Source organism: Pseudomonas sp. (assembly GCF_033723075.1).
GTDB lineage: Bacteria > Pseudomonadota > Gammaproteobacteria > Pseudomonadales > Pseudomonadaceae > Aquipseudomonas.
On record NZ_JAWVXU010000015.1, the window covers coordinates 64,153 to 84,148 of the forward strand.

Sequence of the window (19,996 nt, forward strand, 5' to 3'; positions counted from 1 at the left end):
TTGTGCCCGTCACCGCTACCGATGACGTGTCGGCCGAGTATAGCCATAAGTGCGCCTGTGATCACAAATGACGCGTTTCAGGGCTGAGCGCGGTCAGACATATTTGTCCCAGTGCCAGGGTCGGACTTGGTCAAATTTTGTGCTATATTCCGCGACCGTTTAATCCTGACATCTCGGTCATTTTCATGCACGCAGCCAAGCCGTTGTTCGACTATCCAAAATACTGGGCCGAGTGCTTCGGCCCGGCGCCTTTCCTGCCGATGAGCCGGGAAGAGATGGATCAACTCGGCTGGGACAGCTGCGACATCATCATCGTCACCGGCGATGCCTACGTCGACCATCCGTCGTTCGGCATGGCGATCATTGGCCGGTTGCTCGAGTCTCAGGGTTTTCGCGTTGGCATCATCGCCCAGCCGGATTGGAGCAGCAAAGACGATTTCATGAAGCTCGGCGAGCCGAACCTGTTCTTCGGCGTCGCGGCCGGCAACATGGATTCGATGATCAACCGCTACACCGCCGACAAGAAGATCCGTTCCGACGATGCCTACACGCCCGGCGGCCTGGCCGGCAAGCGTCCGGATCGCGCCAGCCTGATATATAGCCAGCGCTGCAAGGAAGCCTACAAACATGTGCCCATCGTGCTCGGCGGCATCGAGGCCTCGCTGCGGCGTATCGCCCACTACGACTACTGGCAGGACAAGGTTCGTCATTCGATCCTGATCGACGCCTGCGCCGATATCCTGCTTTACGGCAACGCCGAGCGGGCCATCGTCGAAGTGGCTCAGCGCCTGTCCTACGGCCACAAGATCGAAGAGATCACCGATATTCGCGGCACCGCCTTCATTCGTCGCGACACCCCACAAGACTGGATGGAGATCGACTCCAGCCGTATCGACCGGCCGGGCAAGGTCGACAAGATCATCAACCCCTACGTCAACACCCAGGACACCCAGGCCTGCGCCATCGAGCAGGAAAAGGGACCGGTCGAAGATCCGAATGAAGCCAAGGTGGTGCAGCTGCTGGCGCACCCACGGCTGGAGCGTGACAAGACGGTGATCCGCCTGCCCTCGTTCGAGAAGGTCCGCGCCGACTCGGTGCTCTACGCCCACGCCAACCGCGTTCTGCACCTGGAAACCAACCCGGGTAACGCCCGCGCCCTAGTGCAGAAGCATGGCGAGGTGGATGTCTGGTTCAACCCGCCACCCATCCCCATGACCACCGAAGAGATGGACTATGTGTTCGGCATGCCCTATGCGCGTGTGCCGCACCCGGCCTATGGCAAGGAAAAGATCCCGGCCTACGAGATGATCCGCTTCTCGGTCAACATCATGCGTGGCTGCTTCGGCGGCTGTACCTTCTGTTCGATCACCGAGCACGAAGGGCGGATCATCCAGAATCGCTCGGAAGAATCGATCATCCGCGAGATCGAAGAAATTCGCGACAAGGTGCCGGGCTTTACCGGGGTGATCTCCGATCTTGGCGGGCCAACCGCCAATATGTACCGCATCGCCTGCAAGAGCCCGGAAATCGAGTCCGCCTGCCGCAAGCCGTCCTGCGTGTTTCCCGGCATCTGCGAAAACCTCAACACCGATCACTCGGCGCTGATCCAGCTGTACCGCTCGGCCCGCGCCCTGCCTGGGGTGAAGAAGATCCTTATCGCCTCGGGGTTGCGTTACGACCTCGCCGTCGAGTCGCCGGAGTACGTCAAGGAACTGGTCACCCACCATGTCGGCGGCTACCTCAAGATCGCCCCGGAGCACACCGAAGAAGGCCCGCTGAACAAGATGATGAAGCCGGGCATCGGCAGCTACGACAAGTTCAAGCGCATGTTCGAGAAGTACTCGAAAGAGGCGGGCAAAGAGCAGTACCTGATTCCCTACTTTATCGCCGCGCACCCCGGCACCAGCGACGAGGACATGATGAACCTCGCCCTGTGGCTAAAGAGCAGCGGTTTCCGCGCCGACCAGGTGCAGGCCTTCTACCCCTCGCCGATGGCCACCGCCACGGCCATGTACCACTCGGGCAAGAACCCGCTGCGCAAGGTCACCTACAAGAGCGACGGCGTGCCTATCGTCAAGAGCGAGGCGCAGCGTCGTCTGCACAAGGCCTTCCTGCGTTACCACGACCCGAAAGGCTGGCCGATGCTGCGCGAGGCGCTGGAGCGCATGGGCCGTAGCGACCTGATCGGCCCGGGCAAGAACCAGTTGATTCCGCTGCATCAGCCGGCCACCGACAGCTACCAGAGCGCGCGCCGCAAGAACTCCACCCCGGCCGGCAGCAAGAAGGTCGGCGGGGCTGCTGCAGCTCGTGGCGCAGGTGACAAGCCCCGGCCGTTGCTGACCCAGCACACCGGCCTGCCGCCGCGCGACACCGGTGCCGCGGGCGGCAACCCCTGGGACAAGCGCGAGCAAGCCAAGGCCGCCGCCCAGGCGCGCAATCAGCAGGCCGCCAAAGAGCGTTCGGATGCCGCCAAGGGCAAAGGCAAGAAGCCGCCGAGGAAGCCCGTAGCACCGCGCTGATAGCGGCAGAGCTGGGTAGGGTGGATGACGCTCTTTTCATCCACCATCGTGTCGCTATTGGCGGATGGATACAGCGTCATCCACCCTACGGCCGAAATTGCTCCCCGGACTGCGCTGGCGCTTATCCGGGCTAAGGGGCCATGTCTGCTGTACTCAGCCGTAACGCTTCTTCGCTTCGATGGCCAAACCACTGCCGATGCTGCCGAAGGTGTTGCCTTCCACATGACGGGCGTTGGGTAGCATTGCCGCGACGCTCTGGCGCAAGGCCGGGATGCCGCTGGAACCGCCGGTGAAAAACACGGTATCGACCTGTGCGACGCTCACTCCGGCATCGCCGAGCAATTGCGTGACGCTGGCGCGCACGCGTTCGAGCAGCGGCTCGATGGCGTTTTCGAACAGCTCGCGGGTCAGCTCGGCGACCAGGCCGGGTTCGACCCGGCCCAGGTCGATGGGCCGCGCGTCCTGCTCGGTCAGGGCGATCTTGCTGTCTTCCACCTGCATCGCCAGCCAGTGCCCGTCGCGCCGCTCGATCAGCCTGAACAAACGGTCGATACCGGTGGGGTCGAGGATGTCGTAGCGCATGCTCTGCAGCTGGCGCTGCGACTGCGCCGAGTAGACCGCGTTGATGGTGTGCCAGGTGGCCAGGTTGAGGTGGGTGCTGGTGGGCATGGGCGCGGCGCTCTTCATCCGGCTGCCGTAGCCGAACAGCGGCATCACGCCCTGCAGGCTGAGCTGCTTGTCGAAGTCGGTGCCGCCGATATGCACGCCGCCGGTGGCGAGGATATCGTTATGCCGGTCGGCGAGGGTGCGGCGCTCGGGCGCCAGGCGCACCAGGGAAAAGTCCGAGGTGCCACCGCCGATATCGACGATCAGCACCAGTTCTTCGCGGGCGATGCCCGACTCGTAGTCGAAGGCCGCGGCAATCGGCTCGTACTGGAACGACACCTCCTTGAAGCCGAGCTTGTGCGCCACCGCCACCAGGGTGTTCTGCGCTTCGAGATCGGCGACCGGATCGTCGTCGACGAAAAACACCGGGCGGCCCAGCACCACTTCCTCGAATGACCTGCCGGCCACGGCTTCGGCGCGATTTTTCAGTTCGCCGATGAAGAAGCCGAGCAGATCCTTGAACGGCAGGGCGCTGCCCAGCACCGTGGTCTCGCTCTTCAGCAGCTTGGAGCCGAGCAGGCTCTTCAGCGAGCGCATCAGGCGGCCTTCATAGCCTTCCAGGTATTCCTGCAGGGCCAGGCGGCCATAGACCGGGCGGCGTTCCTCGAGGTTGAAGAACACCACCGAGGGCAGGGTGATCTTGCCGTCTTCCAGTTCGATCAGGGTTTCGGCGTCGGGGCGCAGCCAGCCGACGGTGGAGTTGGAGGTGCCGAAGTCGATGCCGCAGGCGCGGGCGGGAGTGGAGAAAGTCATGCGTCGCGCTGTTCCTAGAAAAACGGCCGCGCATTCTATGGGATACGCCGCGCAAATGCTGCGTCGATTGCGCTACGGCGCGACGAACGATCCCCAGCCCAGGGTCAGAGCGGCCAGCGCCAGGTAACGCGCGGTCTTGGCCAGGCTGACGATCAACAGGAAAACCCAGCAGCGCTCACGCATTACCCCGGCGACCAGGGTCAAGGGGTCGCCGATGATCGGCAGCCAGCTGAGCAGCAGCGACCAGCGCCCGTAGCGCGTATACCAGCCTTGCGCCTGTTGCAGGCGCTGTTCGCTGACCGGGAACCAGCGGCGCTGGCGGAAGTGTTCGAGGTAGCGCCCCAGCGTCCAGTTGACCAGCGAACCGAGAACATTGCCGACGCTGGCCACTGCTACCAGCAGCCACGACAGATAGGCATCGCTGAGCAGCAGGCTGACCAGCACCGCCTCGGAGCCCAATGGCAGCAAGGTCGCGGCGCCGAAGGCGGAGAAGAACAGGCCCAGATAGGCAGAGAACGTCAGCACGCCGCAGTTGACCCGGGTGCCGGGCGCAGCCTCGCCTGTACGGCAGTCTGCGTGCTCAGGCCTGCGGGGCCATGATCTCTTCCAGCTTCAAGCCGGTCAGACCGTGAATGGTGCGCCACAGGTAATAGAAGATCGCCATCAGCATGATCATCGAGGGGATGGCGATCATCGGATAGCTGAGCAGGTTCATCCGGCCCAATTCCTCATTGAAGGCCTCGCTACCGGATGGGCTGATCACGATCCACTTGGCCAGTACATAGTTCATTGCCGAGGAAAAGAAGAAGGTGCCGCTCAGCCAGTAGGTGGCGGTCAGCAGGCGCGTTTCGAAGTGCCGGGTATGCCCGCCCTGTTCCAGGCGCTCATGGATCTTGTCGACATTGAGTATGCTTTTATTGAACAGCAGGGTGCGGATCAGCGGGTAGCGGGTGCGGGTCGACACCAGCACGGCGATGCCGATCAGGCCGGGAATCGTCGCTTCCTTGATTGCCAGCCACTGGTTGTCCAGCTTGAGCAGGCCAATGCCGCCGGTCAGCAGTACGCTGAGCAGGCCGAGCAGGGCGATGAAGTTGAATTTGCGGTACTTGACCAGCTCGAACGTGCCCCAGCCGAGGGGGAACGCCAGCGCCAGGACCAGCGCGCCGTCGGCGCCGAGGTTGGACTCGCCGCTGAGCTTCATGAGGATCAGTGAAGGAATCAGGATGCTGATCAGCAAATCCACAAACGGACGGGGTTTGTGTGTGGCGGTGGAACTGTGTGTGGTATCGGTCATGTCGTTCATGGCGCAGGAATGAGTGCTGATGATCGCCTGCTTGGGCTTCGGCCGCCAGTCCGACTGTCGGTTGGACTGTGACAAGGTTGTGCCGGGGGGCGCCACTAGCCGGTCGCGTAGGTGGCGAAAATACGCCGCGCGGGCCATGATCTGGCGAGTTCCCGCCACTTTCCGAGAGCTGGTCTGGCGCGCGTACCGGGTGGCATCGAGTTGGCGGGATACTTGCTGCGGGTTAGGCCTGCGCCACCGGGTTGGTGAGCCATCGCCCGGCCATTTCGATTCAACTGCCGTTTGGACACTGTCTTATGCCGATCATGCAACGAGCTTCCCATCACGAACTGCGCCGCGCCTTCCGTGCGCTACTGGCTGGCGACACCTGCCAGCACAGCGCCTCGGTATTCGATCCGATATCGGCGCGGATTGCCGCCGATCTGGGCTTCGAGGTCGGCATCCTCGGCGGATCGGTGGCCTCGCTGCAGGTGCTGGGCGCGCCAGACTTCGCCCTGATCACGCTCAGCGAGTTCGTCGAGCAGGCCACCCGCATTGGCCGGGTTAGCCGCCTGCCGGTGATTGCCGATGCCGACCACGGCTATGGTAATGCACTCAATGTGATGCGCACCGTGGGCGAACTGGACCGCGCCGGCATTGCTGCCCTGACCATCGAAGACACCCTGCTGCCGGCCCAGTTCGGGCGCAAATCCACCGACCTGATTTCGGTCGAGGAGGGCGTGGGCAAGATCCGCGCGGCGCTGCAGGCGCGGGTCGATCCGCAGTTGGCGATCATCGCCCGCACCCACGCCGGAGTGCTCGAGGTCGACGAGGTGATCCGCCGTACCCGCGCCTATCAGGCCGCTGGCGCCGATGGCATCTGCCTGGTGGGCGTGCAGGACTTCGAGCATCTGGAACAGATCGCCGAACAGTTGAGCATCCCGTTGATGCTGGTCACCTATGGCAATCCCAGGTTGCGCGACAACGCTCGTCTGGCCAAGCTCGGCGTGCGCATCGTGGTCAACGGGCACGGGGCCTATTTCGCCGCGATCAAGGCCACCTACGATTGCCTGCGCGAACAGCGCGGCGTCGACGCCTGCGATCTCAGCGCCACCGAGCTGACCCACAAGTACACCCTGCCCGAGGAGTACCTGGCCTGGGCCGAAGAATTCATGGACGTGAAGGAATGAGCCGAGCGCTTGTGAAAAAACTCCCGCCCACTGCGGCGACGCTACGGCGCTCGATATTTTTACAGCCTCTGATGAGCACTTCGGCGTTCAGTACAGCGGCCGCTCGACCCTGAACATCAGCAAGCCATCGCAGCGGAGGTTCTGCCCGGAATAGGCGCCGCACTGTGGGCCGCCCAGGCTCGAGCCGGTATAGGACATGTCGAGCTGGATGCCGAGCCAGGGCCGCGACAGGTTCAGTGACCAGTCGTTGAACACCCGCACGCTGCTCCCGTTGGCGAGATGGTGCGGCTGATCCAGTGCATGGTTGGCATATTTCATTCGCAGGCCGACGCCGAATGGCTTGAGCGCACCGAGATCGAGGAACAACGTGCTGTCGGTGCGCCCGAGCGAATTGCTCAGCGCCGCGCCCAGCCGGCTGCCGGCGAGATTCAGGCCGGCATAGTATTCGTTGTGGTCCCGCCCGCTGACTTCCGGAAAGCTGTAACGGATCAGCCCCAGCTCATAGCCAAGGGATCCATCGAAGGGCTGCCGGGCCAGGCCCAGGTAGGAATTTACTTCCAACTGGTTGCCTTCGCTCAGGCCGACGCTGGGCGACCATTGCCCGATGTACCAGCCGCTCGCATGGGTCAGGTCCAGCCCGCCGTGGAACGCGCCCGCAGTGGTCGGCCGCACCAGGCCTTGGGCCATGCTGCGGGTGGGAGCCGTGCCGAGCTTGAGACCGAACTCGCCGACCTCACGTTCCAGCACATTGCTCTCGGCGACGCAGGCAATACTCAGCAGTATGGCTAGCGCCAGCAGGATCTTATTCAACATAATGCCCAGAGTCGGTGAAGAGTAGCGGTATGGTGGCGCGCAGCGCGGGGACTCACCCGGCGGTTAAAGGCACAACGACCGATTTAGAGCGGTTGCAAGGATAGCACCGGGGCCCAGGGGCGAGGGCCATCCGTCGTTTGAGCGGCAAGCGATCGACGGGCGGTGCTAGTGTCGTTATGGGCGTCGAGCCCGGAGGATGGAGGGTGGTGATGAGCCTGTGCGCTTGGCATCTACTCGAACCTGAATATTGACCTGATGGCCAGGCGTACCCGCGCCGGGCATGCGGGAGGTGGTGATGGCCAGTGGCTGGGCAAATGACGGCGCGGTGCAGGAGCAGATCGACAGCAGCCTCGAGGACGCCGTCCAGCGCGCTCGCAGCCAGCTACCGAGAGGGGAAAGCCTGAGCCACTGCGAAGAGTGTGACGCGGCAATTCCCGAGGCGCGGCGTCAGGCTGTTCCCGGTGTGCGCCTGTGCATTGCCTGCCAGTCAGCGCATGACCAGGAACAGGCGCGGTTCAGCGGCTATAACCGTCGCGGCAGCAAGGACAGTCAGCTGCGCTGATGGCGGGCGCGATGCTGAACGGACGGTCGGGGGGGCAGCTGCGCTAATCTGTAGGGCGGGTGCAACCCGCCAACGGCTAAAACAAAAAGTAGCGCTGCGCCATTGGCAGCACGTCCGCCGGTTCGCACCACAATAGCTGGCCATCGGCCTTGACCTGGTAGGTCTGCGGGTCGACCTCGATGTTCGGCAGGTAGTCGTTGTGGATCAGGTCGGTCTTCTTCACTTCGCGGCAGCCTTTGACCACGCCAATTTTCTTCTTCAAGCCCAGTTGCTCGGGAATGCCGGCATCCAGCGCCGCCTGGCTGATAAAGGTCAGGCTGGTGGCGTGCAGGCTACCGCCGAAGCTGGCGAACATCGGCCGGTAGTGCACCGGCTGCGGAGTGGGGATGGAGGCGTTGGCGTCGCCCATTAAACTCGCGGCTATGGCACCGCCCTTCAAAATCAAGCTCGGTTTGACCCCGAAGAACGCCGGACGCCAGAGCACCAGGTCGGCCCATTTGCCCACTTCGATGGAGCCCACTTCATGGGCGATGCCATGGGTGATCGCCGGATTGATGGTGTACTTGGCGATATAGCGTTTGACCCGGAAGTTGCTGTTGCCTGGGCCGTCGCCTTCCAGCGGACCGCGTTGTTTGTGCATCTTGTCGGCGGTCTGCCAGGTGCGGGTGATCACCTCGCCGACGCGGCCCATGGCCTGGCTGTCGGAGCTGATCATCGAGAACGCGCCGAGGTCATGCAGGATATCTTCGGCGGCAATGGTCTCGCGACGGATACGGCTTTCGGCAAAGGCCACATCCTCGGCGATGCTCGGGTCGAGGTGGTGGCAGACCATCAACATATCCAGATGCTCGTCGATGGTGTTGCGGGTGAACGGCCGGGTCGGGTTGGTCGAGCTCGGCAGCACATTGGCAAAGCCGCAGGCCTTGATGATGTCCGGCGCGTGGCCGCCGCCGGCGCCTTCGGTGTGGTAGGTGTGGATGGTGCGGCCCTTGAACGCGGCCAGCGTCGTTTCGACGAAGCCGGACTCGTTGAGCGTGTCGGTGTGGATCGCCACCTGCACGTCGTACTGGTCGGCCACGCTCAGGCAGTTGTCGATCGCCGCCGGAGTGGTGCCCCAGTCCTCGTGCAGCTTGAGGCCGATGGCGCCGGCCTTGACCTGTTCGATCAAGGGCTCCGGTAGCGAAGCGTTGCCCTTGCCGGTGAAACCCAGGTTCATCGGGAAGGCGTCGGCGGCCTGCAGCATGCGCGCGATATGCCAGGGGCCAGGGGTGCAGGTGGTGGCGTTGGTGCCGGTGGCCGGCCCGGTGCCGCCGCCGATCATGCTGGTGACCCCGCTCATCAAGGCTTCTTCGATCTGCTGCGGGCAGATGAAGTGGATATGCGTGTCGATGCCGCCGGCGGTGAGGATCATGCCTTCGCCGGCGATCACTTCGGTGCCGGCGCCGATGGCAATGGTCACGTCCGGCTGGATATCCGGGTTGCCGGCCTTGCCGATGGCGGCGATGCGCCCGTTCTTGAGGCCGACGTCAGCTTTGACGATGCCCCAGTGATCGATTATCAGCGCGTTGGTGATCAGGGTGTCGACTACGTCCTTGGCACAGAGCTGGCCCTGGCCCATGCCGTCGCGTATCACCTTGCCTCCGCCGAATTTCACTTCCTCGCCATAGGTGGTGAAGTCCTTTTCCACCTCGATCCACAGTTCGGTATCGGCTAGGCGCACCTTGTCGCCGACGGTGGGGCCGAACATGTCGGCGTAGGCTTGTCTGCTGATTTTCATTGGCTGTCTTCCCGTAGGGTGCGCTGTGCGCACCGCTGTCCTGTGGGGTTCATGGTGCGCGCGGCGCACCCTACGAAATCGCTGAGCTACAGCTCGCCCATCACCCGGCCGGCAAAGCCGAACACCCGGCGCTGCCCAGCCAGGTCGACCAGCTCGACTTCACGCGATTGCCCCGGCTCGAAGCGTACGGCGGTGCCTGCCGGGATATTCAGGCGCATGCCGCGCGTGCTCGTCCGGTCGAACGTCAGCGCATCGTTGGTCTCGAAGAAGTGATAGTGCGAGCCGACCTGGATCGGCCGGTCGCCGCTATTGGCCACGGTCAGGGTCAAGGTGCGGCGGCCGACGTTGAGTTCGATCTCGCCGTCCTGGATCTGATATTCGCCGGGAATCATCTGTGCGTCACTCCAGGATCAATTGCATAAAGGTCAGGTCCAGCCAGCGGTCGAACTTGCGTCCGACCTGGGGCATTTGCCCGGTTATGACAAAGCCAAGGCGCTGGTGCAGGCGAATCGAGGCGGCGTTTTCGCTTTCGATGGCAGCCACCATCAAATGCAGCCCGGCGGCTTGCGCCCGTTCGATCAGCACCTGCATCAGCAGGGGGCCGAGGCCCTGGCCTCGCTGGTCGCTGCGCACATACACCGAGTGCTCGACGGTGTGGCGGAAACCCTCGATGCTGCGCCAGGTGCCATAGCTGGCGTAGCCGACGACGTCGCCCGAAGCATCGTGCGCCACCAGCACCGGGAAGCCCGCCGCGTTGCGCTCGGCCAGCCAGGCCTGGCGGTTGGCCAGATCGACCAGCGTCTCGTTCCAGATCGCCGTGCTGTTCAGCACTGCATCGTTGTAGATGGCCAGGATGCCGGGCAGGTCGGCTTGGGTCGCGTCTTGAATTGTCATGTGTCGTTCCAGGAATCCATTCAAGGTCGTAGCGAGCGCAGCTCAGGCAAGGCGCAAGTTGGCGAGAATGCGCAGTTGACGCCTGTCAATGAGCAATTCGAGCCGACTTGCAACGCAGCATGAGCAAGCGCAGTAGACATTGGATGGGTTCCTCAGGCTATCGGTTGATGGACGGTCACCAACTTGGTGCCGTCGGGGAAGGTGGCCTCGACCTGGATCTCCGGGATCATTTCCGGAATGCCTTCCATCACCTGGTCGCGGGTCAGCAGGGTGGTGCCGAAGTGCATCAGTTCGGCCACGGTCTGGCCGTCGCGGGCGCCTTCGAGCAGGGCCGCGGAGATGTAGGCCATGGCTTCCGGGTAGTTGAGCTTGACGCCGCGGGCCAGGCGCCGTTCGGCCACCAGGCCGGCGGTGAAGATCAGCAGTTTGTCTTTTTCGCGGGGCGTCAGGTCCATGGTTCAGGTGCTCCAGATTCTTGGGGGAACGGCCTCGCGGCCGAGCAGGGCGGGGCGCAGCAGACGCCAGAGTTCGATCAGCCAGGCGCGGGCGTGCAATGCCTCGTCGGCCAGGCAGCGGGCCACCAGCAGGCCGGGTAATTGACTCAAATCGCCGCGCACCGCGCTGGCTAATGTACGACAGCGTTCGAGCAGTTCGCTGTCGATTTCGCCACTGATCAGCAGGGTGGCGAATACCGGTTTGCCGGCCAGGCCGATCGGCGAGTCGAGCAGGCCGTCGCCGCCCTCGATGCGCTGGCGTTCGTGCCAGAGCAACTGGCCGTCGCGGCGGATATTGAGTTGCGATTGAAAGTGCCCGGCGTCGAAGCGCTCGCCGCTGGCCGGGCGGCCGAGGGCGACCATGTCCCAATACAGCAGCCTGGCGTCGCCGAGCAGTTCGATATCGCTGTGCAGTTCGGCCTGGGCGGCGGAATAGACGATGGTTTCCTGGGGGAGCCATTCCAGGGTGGCGCCGGCTTCGACGCGCAACTTGAGGCGCTGATAAGCCGGGCCGGCGGCGCGGTACCACTTGGCCGCGCCGGGGCTGGTCAGTTGCGCCCAGGCGTTTGTGCCAACCGTTGCGCTGATATCCAGGCGGTCGCCACCGGCGATGCCGCCGGGCGGATGGACGATGATGTGCTGGCAGACTTGCGGGCCTTCGCCATACAGGTGCTTCTGCACCCGCAGCGGGCCTTTATGGCGGCGCAGGGTCGGCCGCGTGCAGTCGCCGTCGCGGCCATAGCCCAGCTCCAGCTCGGCATGCCAGCTGGGGGTAAACAGGGCGGCGGGGGCGGATGCGTTCATAGGGTCTTTTCGTAGGGTGGATGACGCTTTATCCATCCACCAGCTGTTAGCGCAGTGGCGGATGAGCAGAGCGCCATCCACCCTACAGTGAGTCTCAAATCGCCACCAGCCGGCGCACACCGTCGGCGTCCATGGTCGCGCCGCGGCCCTGCTGGACGATCTCGCCGCGGCTCATCACCAGGTACTGGTCGGCCAGCTCGGCGGCAAAATCATAGAATTGCTCGACCAGCAAAATCGCCATGTCGCCGCGCTCGGCGAGTTTCTTGATCACCACGCCGATTTCCTTGATCACCGAGGGCTGGATGCCTTCGGTGGGTTCGTCGAGGATCAGCAGGCGCGGCTGGCTGGCGAGGGCGCGGCCGATGGCCAGCTGTTGCTGCTGGCCGCCGGAGAGATCGCCGCCACGGCGTTGCTGCATCTCGCGCAGCACCGGGAACAGTTCGTAGATAAATTCCGGCACTGCCTTGGCCTGGCTGCCGGGAAAACGTGACAGGCCCATCAGCAGGTTTTCCTCGACGGTCAGGCGGCCGAAGATTTCCCGCCCTTGCGGCACATAGGCGATGCCGGCGTGCACGCGCTGGTGCGGCTTGAACGTGATGATCGGCTGGCCTTCCCAGCTCACCGCGCCTTGCTTGGCCGGGAGCAGGCCCATCAGGCATTTCAGCAGGGTGGTCTTGCCCACGCCGTTGCGGCCGAGCAGGCAGGTGACTTCGCCGACCTTGGCCTCGAACGACAGGCCGCGGAGGATATGGCTGCCGCCGTAATATTGGTGCAGTTGTTCGACTTGCAGCATGGTTGTGTCCTTGTAGGGTGGATCACGTTTTACCGATCCACCGTGTGGTGTGCGCGGTGGATGAAAAAAGCGTCATCCACCCTACGTCTTACCCCGCAACGGCTATTGGCTCACCGACCGAGATAAACCTCGATCACCCGTTCATCGGCCTGCACCTGCTCCAGCGAGCCTTCGGCGAGCACGCTGCCCTGGTGCAGCACGGTGACGTGGTCGGCGATTGAGCCGACGAAGCCCATGTCGTGCTCGACCACCATCAGCGAGTGCTTGCGTGCCAGGGACTTGAACAGCTCGGCGGTGAATTCGGTCTCGGCGTCGGTCATGCCCGCCACCGGCTCGTCGAGCAGCAGCAGTTGCGGGTCCTGCACCAGCAGCATGCCGATCTCGAGGAACTGCTTCTGCCCGTGCGAGAGCAACCCGGCGGGGCGCTGGCGCGAGGCATCGAGCTTGATCGTCTGCAGCACTTCATCGATACGATCCTTCTGCTCGCCGCTGAGCTTGGCGCGCAGGCTGGCCCATACCGTCTTGCTGGTCTTCTGCGCCAGTTCGAGGTTTTCGAACACGCTGAGCGCCTCGAATACCGTGGGCTTCTGGAACTTGCGGCCGATGCCGGATTGGGCGATCTCGACTTCACTCATCTGGGTCAGGTCGAGGGTCTCGCCGAAATAGGCCACGCCGTTGTCGGGACGGGTCTTGCCGGTGATCACGTCCATCATGGTGGTCTTGCCGGCGCCGTTGGGGCCGATGATGCAGCGCAGTTCACCGACGCCGATGTACAGGGTCAGGTCGGTCAGTGCCTTGAAACCATCGAAGCTGACGTTGATCTCTTCCAGGGTCAGGATGGTGCCGTGGCGGATGTTCAAGCCTTGCGCCGCAACAGCGCTGGCGCCAATGGCGTCGCGGCCGCTGCCGGCCGGGTCGAAGACGGGTTCGAGCATGAGTTCGGGTACGGGTACGGTTCTCATTGTTCGCCCTTCTTGCGCAATAAACCGATAACGCCTTTCGGCAGGAACAGGGTGACGACTATGAATAAGAAACCCAGGGCGAACAGCCAGTATTCGGGGAAGGCCACGGTAAACCAGCTCTTCATGCCGTTGACCAGGCCGGCGCCGAGCAGCGGGCCGATCAGGGTGCCACGGCCGCCGAGGGCGACCCATACGGCGGCTTCGATGGACTGGGTCGGGGCCATTTCGCTGGGATTGATGATGCCCACCTGCGGCACATAGAGCGCGCCGGCCAGGCCGCAGAGCACCGCGCTCAGGACCCAGATAAACAGCTTGTAGCCGCGCGGGTCGTAGCCGCAGAACATCAGGCGGTTCTCGGCATCGCGCAGCGCCGTCAGCACCCGGCCGAACTTGCTGTGCGCCAGTTTGAAGCCCAGGTACAGGCTGCCTACCAGCAGCGCCACGGTGGCGAGGAACAGTACGGAGCGGGTACCGGCGGCGGTGATGTCGAAGTCGAGGATGCGAGTAAAACCGGTGAAGCCGTTATTGCCACCGAAGCCGGTCTCGTTGCGGAAGAACAACAGCATGCCGGCGAAGGTCAGGGCCTGGGTCATGATCGAGAAGTACACGCCCTTGATCCGCGAGCGGAAGGCGAAAAAGCCGAACACCAACGCCAGCAAACCGGGGGCCAGCACCACCAGGCACATGGCCCAGAGAAAACTCGAGGTGCCGTACCAGTACCAGGGCAATTCGCTCCAGGCGAGAAAGCTCATAAAGGCCGGCAGGCCATCCCCCGCGCTCTGACGCATCAGATACATGCCCATGGCGTAACCGCCGAGGGCGAAGAACAGGCCGTGGCCCAGCGACAGCAGACCGGCGTAACCCCAGACCAGATCCAGGGCCAGGGCGACGATGCAGTAGCAGAGGATCTTGCCGATCAGGGTCAGGGTGTAGGCAGAGACGTGCAGGGCGTTGTCCGCCGGCAGCAGGTGCAGCAGCGGCAGGGCGATCAGCAGCGCAAGCACCAGCAGGCCGATACCGATCGATACTTGCGGGCCGAGCTTGGCGCTGGCGCGGGCCAGCAGGGTTTGATTTATTGGCATAGTCATCAGTCAATCACCCGACCCTTGAGAGCGAACAAACCTTGCGGGCGTTTCTGAATAAACAGAATGATCAGCGCGAGGATGAGGATCTTGCCGAGTACGGCGCCGATCTGCGGTTCGAGAGTCTTGTTGGCGATGCCCAGGCCGAAGGCCGCCATCACGCTACCGGCCAATTGGCCGACGCCGCCGAGCACCACCACCAGGAATGAGTCGATGATATAGCTCTGCCCGAGGTCGGGACCGACGTTGCCGATCTGGCTCAGGGCCACGCCGCCGAGGCCGGCGATGCCGGAACCCAAGCCGAAGGCGAGCATGTCCACCCGCCCGGTCGGCACCCCGCAGCAGGCGGCCATATTGCGGTTCTGGGTGACTGCGCGCACGTTGAGGCCGAGGCGGGTCTTGTTCAGCAGCAGCCAGGTCAGCACCACCACAAACAGGGCGAAGCCGATGATCACGATGCGGTTGTACGGCAGCACCAGGTTCGGCAGTACCTGAATGCCGCCGGACAGCCAGTAGGGGTTGGCCACTTCAACGTTCTGCGCGCCGAAGATCACCCGCACCAGCTGGATCAGGATCAGGCTGATGCCCCAGGTCGCCAGCAGGGTTTCCAGTGGCCGGCCGTAGAGATGGCGGATCACCGTGCGTTCCAGGGCCATGCCTACGCCTGCGGTGACGAAGAACGCCACCGGCAGCGCCACCAGCGGGTAGAACGCCAGGGCCTCGGGGGCGAAACGCTGGAACATCAGCTGCACCATATAAGTGGAATAGGCGCCGAGCATCAGCATCTCGCCATGGGCCATATTGATCACGCCGAGCAGGCCGAAGGTGATGGCCAGGCCCAGCGCCGCCAGCAGCAGGATGCTACCCAGGCTGAGGCCGCTAAAGGCCTGGCCGAGCAGTTCGCCGATCAACAGTTTGCGCTTGACCTGGGCCAGGCTGGTTTGCGCAGCGGTGCGTACCGTTTCGTCCTGCTCCACTGCTGGGTCGAGCAGGGTTTCCAGGCGGGTGCGGGCCAGCGGGTCGCCGGTCTCACCGAGCAGGCGCACGGCAGCCAGACGGATCGCCGGGTCGCGGTCGACCAGTTGCAGGTTGGCCAGGGCCAGGGTCAGGGCATCGCGCACGCCGTCATCGGTTTCGCTGGCGAGGCGGGCGTCGAGCAAGGCGAGTTGCGCCGGTTTGGCGCGTTTCTGCAGGTGTTGGGCGGCGGCCAGGCGCACGCTTGCGTCTTCGGCGAGCAACTGATGGCTGGCCAGGGCGGTGCCTATCAACCCGCGCAGACGGTTGTTCAGGCGCAGTTTGCGCGGAGTGCCAACGGGCTCGGCGGTACCTTCGATGGCCTGGTAGCTGCCGGCGTCTTCGATAAAGGGCGTCTTGTCGCCATCGCTGGCGACGCGACCTTGTTGCAAGGCTTGCAATAGTGGCAGGCGTGCTGAGTCGGGCGCGGCGGCCCAGTTCTCCAGCAGTTTGGCCTGTTTGGACGAGCTGGCTGCGGTGAACTCGGCGGCATCGCCGGCATGGCTGGCGAGCGGCAGCAGCAGGATCAGAAACAGGAAAAAGCGGTACAAGGCAGTGGGCATATCAGGGAACCTTGGGACTACAGTGGAAACCCCCTCGCCGAAGCAGGAAAGAGGGCGCTCACCGTAGCCCGGGTGCAATCCGAGGCTAGCTGCTCCGCGGATTGCATCCGGGCTACGAAGTCGCTTAGTTCGACCTCACCGCGTAATCCGGCTTCTTGTCGTTGCCTTCGATATACGGGCTCCACGGCTGGGCGCGGATCGGGCTGCTGGTTTCCCAGACCACGGAGAACTGCCCGTCATCCTGGATTTCACCGATCATCACCGGCTTGTGCAGATGGTGGTTGGTCTTGTCCATGGTCAGGGTGTAGCCGCTCGGCGCGGCGAAGGTCTGGCCGGCCAGCGCATCGCGCACTTTGTCGACATCGGTGGTGCCGGCTTTTTCCACGGCCTGTGCCCACATGTTGATGCCCACATAGGTGGCTTCCATCGGGTCGTTGGTTACCGCCTTGTCGGCTCCCGGCAGGCTCTTGGCCTTGGCGTAGGCCTTCCACTTGTCGACGAACTCGCTGTTGACCGGGTTTTCCACCGACTGGAAGTAGTTCCAGGCGGCCAGGTGGCCGACCAGCGGCTTGGTGTCGATGCCGCGCAGTTCTTCCTCGCCCACCGAGAAGGCCACCACCGGTACGTCGGTGGCTTCCAGGCCCTGGTTGGCCAGCTCCTTGTAGAACGGCACGTTGGAGTCGCCGTTGACCGTGGAGATCACCGCGGTCTTGCCGCCGGCGGAGAACTTCTTGATGTTGGCGACGATGGTTTGATAGTCGCTATGACCGAAGGGGGTGTAGACCTCTTCGATATCCTTCTCGGCCACGCCTTTGGAAATCAGGAAGGCGCGCAGGATCTTGTTGGTGGTGCGCGGGTAGACGTAGTCGGTGCCGAGCAGGAAGTAGCGCTTGGCCGCGCCGCCGTCTTCGCTCATCAGGTACTCGACCGCCGGAATGGCCTGCTGGTTGGGCGCCGCGCCGGTGTAGAAGACGTTCGGCGACAGCTCTTCGCCTTCGTATTGCACCGGGTAGAACAGCAAGCCGTTGAGTTCTTCGTAGACCGGCAGCACGGATTTGCGCGACACCGAGGTCCAGCAGCCGAAGGTCACGTCGACCTTGTCCTGGGTCAGCAACTGGCGGGCGCGCTCGGCGAACAGCGGCCAGTTGGAGGCCGGATCGACCACTACCGGCTCCAGTTGCTTGCCGAGCACGCCGCCCTTGGCGTTGATCTCGTCGATGGTCATCAGCGCCATGTCTTTCAGCGAGGTTTCCGAGATGGCCATGGTGCCGGACAGCGAGTGGAGGATGCCGACCTTGATGGTTTCGGCGGCCTGCACGGTGAAGGGGAACAAACCGCTTAACAGCAGGGCGCTGGCGGCAATCGTCGATTTCAGCAGGGGACGGCGTTTCATTGTTATGGCTCCGTGCGCAACTGTTGGGTGAGACCTAAGGGTCATCAGTCCAATGGCAGCATCCGTGCCAATCAGCGCAAGAGTTTGATTTCAGTGGTTTTATTCATCTTGCTCAGGGGTCGCGCGAGGCTTTGGTGCGCAGCTTTGGTGCATCCGTTGCGCTGAAGTGCGCTGCAGATGCGGCGCCGCACCAAGTTAAAGCTCCAGATAGTTCTTCACCCCGGTGAAGATGATCTGCGCGGCCAGGGCGCAGACGAACAGGCCCATCAGGCGACTGACGATCTGCAGGCCCTGATCGCCGAGCAGGCGTTCGAACTGGTTGGACAGGTACAACACCACGCCGACGGTGGCGCTGGCCAGGGCGATGCCGACTACCGCCAGCAGCTTGTCGTCCCAGTGCGGCTGGCTGGCGCCCATCAACAGCAGGGCACCGATGGTGCCGGGGCCGACGGTCAACGGGATGGTCAGCGGCACTATGGTCACGTCCTGCTGCACGTTGTCGCTCTGCACCGCCGACTTGCCCTGCGCCATGCCCAGGGCCGAGATGAACAGCACGCTGCCGGCGCCGATGCGGAAGGCGTCGATGGTGATGCCGAACAGGGTGAAGATGTGCTTGCCGAACAGGTACAACAGCAGGCTGGAAATCAGTACGCCGGCGGCGACCTTCCAGGCCAGGCGTTTGCGTTCCTTGACCGTATAGCCACGGCTCAGGCCAATAAAGCAGGACAACACGAAGAACGGGCTGTAGAGCACCAGTAACTTCAGATACAGACTGAACAGCTCGGACGCCATGGGGGTGGACTCGTCTCTTGGATAAAAAGGGGGGCGTGGCCGGCAACGCCGGCGGCGCCTGCATGATCCGGGATTGTCGGCTCGATCTCCAGTGCCCGCTGCGGTAATTGCGTACGTACGCCAGGCAACCGTTCGGCAGCCGAAGCGCAGCCGGGGAACGGCGTCGGCTATACCTGTTGGGTTAACCACTGGTTACAACGGCCGCATGCCGGGAGCTGCGGATGGCACGTATCAGCTTCACCCCCAACCTGCAGCGTCACCTCGATGTGGCGTCGTGCACGGTGACGGGCGACACGGTCGCCGCCGTGCTGGCCGAGGTGTTCGCCGTCAATCCGCGGCTGCGCGGCTACCTGCTGGACGATCAGGGGCAGGTGCGCCGGCATGTGGCGATCTTCGTCGATGGCGAGCGGATTGATGACCGCCGGCACCTGAGCGACAGGGTCGGCGCCGACAGCGAAGTCTATGTGGTGCAGGCGCTTTCCGGCGGCTAGCAGGCCGTTTTTAACGCAGTATCGGCAACGCAGGTGGTTTTTCAACCGCCTGCTGGAAGGAGATCGATATGGCGGATTTGCTTTATGTGGCTACGCGCAAGGGCCTGCTGACCTTCGCCCGCGCTGGCGGGAACTGGCGCCTGGCGCGCACGGACTTTCTCGGCGAGCCGGTCAGCATGATCCTGGCCGATCGCCGCGACGGTCATCTGTACGCGGCCCTCAACCTGGGGCATTTCGGCCCGAAACTATGGCGCTCGACGGATGCCGGGCAGCACTGGCAGGAGATCGCCGCGCCGGCCTTCGCCGCCGAGGGGGAGGGCGAAGGGCCGTCGGTGACGATGATCTGGTCGCTGGAGGGCGGCGGCGCCGATCGACCCGGCAGCCTGTGGGCCGGCACTCTGCCGGGTGCCTTGTTCCACTCGCCGGATCACGGCGACTCCTGGCAGTTGAACCAGGCGTTGTGGCAGCGTCCGGAGCGGGCCCAATGGTTCGGTGGCGGTTACGATCAGCCGGGCATCCACTCGATCTGCGTCGACCCGCGCGACAGTGCGCGGTTGCGCGTGGCGGTGTCCTGCGGCGGGGTCTGGTGCAGCGACGACGACGGCGTCAGTTGGGCCTGCCGCACCCAGGGCATGCGCGCCGCCTATATGCCGGCGGAACTGGCGCAGACCCCGGAGATCCAGGACCCGCACCGCATGCTGGCGTGCCCGGCCGCGCCCGAGACCCTGTGGGTGCAGCACCATAACGGTATCTTCCTGTCCCGCGACGATGCCATGCACTGGCAGGAGCTGCTCGAGGTCGAGCCCTCGAGCTTCGGTTTCGCCCTGGCGGTGCACCCCCGCGAGCCGGAAACTGCCTGGTTCGTGCCGGCGGTGAAGGATGAATGCCGGGTGCCGGTGGGCCGGCGTCTGCTGGTGACCCGCACCCGCGATGGCGGGCAGAGTTTCGAGAGCTTGAGCCAGGGCTTGCCGCAAGCCGACTGCTTCGACCTGGTCTATCGCCATGCCCTGGAGGTGGACGAGAGCGGCCAGCGCCTGGCGATGGGCTCGACCACCGGTCATCTGTGGCTATCGGATGACCAGGGCGACAGCTGGCAGGCGTTGGCCGGCAATCTGCCGCCGATTTATGCGTTGCGCTTTGCCTGAAACGCCG

Annotated in this window: 20 protein-coding genes; 5 read left to right on the forward strand and 15 right to left on the reverse strand. The window is 63.9% G+C overall.

Annotation, left to right across the window (positions count from 1 at the left end):
• Window positions 1-185: 185 nt before the first annotated feature.
• The gene (locus R3355_RS17585; RefSeq protein ID WP_318962367.1) at window positions 186-2,519 is read left to right on the forward strand and encodes a YgiQ family radical SAM protein; all 2,334 of its coding nucleotides are present in this window, start codon (window positions 186-188) and stop codon (window positions 2,517-2,519) included.
• Window positions 2,520-2,672: 153 nt separating this feature from the next.
• On the opposite strand, the gene R3355_RS17590 is transcribed toward R3355_RS17585, so the two are convergent.
• The 3 genes from R3355_RS17590 to R3355_RS17600 all read right to left on the reverse strand — a co-directional run bounded on the left by R3355_RS17590 (window position 2,673) and on the right by R3355_RS17600 (window position 5,232).
• On the reverse strand, window positions 2,673-3,938 hold the full coding sequence (locus tag R3355_RS17590; protein ID WP_318962369.1) for an Hsp70 family protein: 1,266 nt from the start codon (window positions 3,936-3,938) through the stop codon (window positions 2,673-2,675).
• Between the two features lie 72 nt (window positions 3,939-4,010).
• Window positions 4,011-4,463: a YqaA family protein gene (locus R3355_RS17595; protein WP_318948344.1), complete on the reverse strand. Its 453-nt coding sequence runs from the start codon at window positions 4,461-4,463 to the stop codon at window positions 4,011-4,013.
• A gap of 55 nt (window positions 4,464-4,518) precedes the next feature.
• A complete protein-coding gene (locus R3355_RS17600) occupies window positions 4,519-5,232 on the reverse strand; it encodes a VC0807 family protein (protein ID WP_318962371.1) in 714 nt (237 codons plus the stop codon).
• 314 nt (window positions 5,233-5,546) lie between these two features.
• On the opposite strand from R3355_RS17600, the gene R3355_RS17605 reads away from it, so the two are divergent.
• Window positions 5,547-6,410, forward strand: a complete 864-nt coding sequence (locus R3355_RS17605) for an oxaloacetate decarboxylase (protein WP_318962447.1) — start codon at window positions 5,547-5,549, stop codon at window positions 6,408-6,410.
• An 87-nt stretch (window positions 6,411-6,497) separates the two neighbouring features.
• Here the strand turns inward: R3355_RS17605 and R3355_RS17610 are convergent, their stop codons facing one another.
• Window positions 6,498-7,223 (reverse strand): TorF family putative porin, encoded by a 726-nt coding sequence (locus tag R3355_RS17610; protein ID WP_318962372.1) that lies wholly within the window; start codon window positions 7,221-7,223, stop codon window positions 6,498-6,500.
• 295 nt (window positions 7,224-7,518) lie between these two features.
• Between R3355_RS17610 and R3355_RS17615 the strand changes: the two genes are divergently transcribed.
• Window positions 7,519-7,785, forward strand: coding sequence for a DksA/TraR family C4-type zinc finger protein (locus R3355_RS17615; protein ID WP_318962373.1), 267 nt, complete (start codon window positions 7,519-7,521; stop codon window positions 7,783-7,785).
• A 76-nt stretch (window positions 7,786-7,861) separates the two neighbouring features.
• Here the strand turns inward: R3355_RS17615 and ureC are convergent, their stop codons facing one another.
• The 11 genes from ureC to R3355_RS17670 all read right to left on the reverse strand — a co-directional run bounded on the left by ureC (window position 7,862) and on the right by R3355_RS17670 (window position 18,353).
• Window positions 7,862-9,562, reverse strand: coding sequence for an urease subunit alpha (ureC, locus tag R3355_RS17620; protein ID WP_318962374.1), 1,701 nt, complete (start codon window positions 9,560-9,562; stop codon window positions 7,862-7,864).
• Window positions 9,563-9,648: 86 nt separating this feature from the next.
• Window positions 9,649-9,954: an urease subunit beta gene (locus R3355_RS17625; RefSeq protein ID WP_318948353.1), complete on the reverse strand. Its 306-nt coding sequence runs from the start codon at window positions 9,952-9,954 to the stop codon at window positions 9,649-9,651.
• A 7-nt stretch (window positions 9,955-9,961) separates the two neighbouring features.
• Window positions 9,962-10,456 (reverse strand): GNAT family N-acetyltransferase, encoded by a 495-nt coding sequence (locus R3355_RS17630; protein ID WP_318962375.1) that lies wholly within the window; start codon window positions 10,454-10,456, stop codon window positions 9,962-9,964.
• Between the two features lie 152 nt (window positions 10,457-10,608).
• Window positions 10,609-10,911 (reverse strand): urease subunit gamma, encoded by a 303-nt coding sequence (gene ureA / locus R3355_RS17635; protein WP_172143556.1) that lies wholly within the window; start codon window positions 10,909-10,911, stop codon window positions 10,609-10,611.
• A 3-nt stretch (window positions 10,912-10,914) separates the two neighbouring features.
• The gene (locus R3355_RS17640) at window positions 10,915-11,754 is read right to left on the reverse strand and encodes an urease accessory protein UreD (protein WP_318962377.1); all 840 of its coding nucleotides are present in this window, start codon (window positions 11,752-11,754) and stop codon (window positions 10,915-10,917) included.
• Between the two features lie 94 nt (window positions 11,755-11,848).
• Entirely contained in the window at window positions 11,849-12,547 is a 699-nt protein-coding gene (urtE, locus tag R3355_RS17645; RefSeq protein ID WP_318962378.1) for an urea ABC transporter ATP-binding subunit UrtE, read from the reverse strand.
• A 110-nt stretch (window positions 12,548-12,657) separates the two neighbouring features.
• Window positions 12,658-13,509, reverse strand: a complete 852-nt coding sequence (gene urtD / locus R3355_RS17650; RefSeq protein WP_318948763.1) for an urea ABC transporter ATP-binding protein UrtD — start codon at window positions 13,507-13,509, stop codon at window positions 12,658-12,660.
• On the reverse strand, window positions 13,506-14,597 hold the full coding sequence (urtC, locus tag R3355_RS17655) for an urea ABC transporter permease subunit UrtC (protein WP_318962379.1): 1,092 nt from the start codon (window positions 14,595-14,597) through the stop codon (window positions 13,506-13,508). The genes urtD and urtC overlap by 4 nt, the downstream gene beginning before the upstream one ends.
• On the reverse strand, window positions 14,597-16,168 hold the full coding sequence (gene urtB, locus R3355_RS17660) for an urea ABC transporter permease subunit UrtB (protein WP_318962381.1): 1,572 nt from the start codon (window positions 16,166-16,168) through the stop codon (window positions 14,597-14,599). The genes urtC and urtB overlap by 1 nt, the downstream gene beginning before the upstream one ends.
• 124 nt (window positions 16,169-16,292) lie before the next feature.
• Window positions 16,293-17,561 carry an urea ABC transporter substrate-binding protein gene (urtA, locus tag R3355_RS17665; RefSeq protein ID WP_318962382.1) on the reverse strand — a complete coding sequence of 423 codons (1,269 nt, stop codon included), beginning with the start codon at window positions 17,559-17,561 and terminating at the stop codon, window positions 16,293-16,295.
• Between the two features lie 195 nt (window positions 17,562-17,756).
• Window positions 17,757-18,353 (reverse strand): MarC family protein, encoded by a 597-nt coding sequence (locus R3355_RS17670; RefSeq protein ID WP_318948767.1) that lies wholly within the window; start codon window positions 18,351-18,353, stop codon window positions 17,757-17,759.
• Window positions 18,354-18,574: 221 nt separating this feature from the next.
• On the opposite strand from R3355_RS17670, the gene R3355_RS17675 reads away from it, so the two are divergent.
• Both R3355_RS17675 and R3355_RS17680 read left to right on the forward strand, forming a co-directional pair.
• Window positions 18,575-18,844: a MoaD/ThiS family protein gene (locus tag R3355_RS17675; protein ID WP_318962383.1), complete on the forward strand. Its 270-nt coding sequence runs from the start codon at window positions 18,575-18,577 to the stop codon at window positions 18,842-18,844.
• A gap of 68 nt (window positions 18,845-18,912) precedes the next feature.
• Window positions 18,913-19,989, forward strand: coding sequence for an exo-alpha-sialidase (locus R3355_RS17680; RefSeq protein ID WP_318962384.1), 1,077 nt, complete (start codon window positions 18,913-18,915; stop codon window positions 19,987-19,989).
• Window positions 19,990-19,996 lie beyond the last annotated feature (7 nt).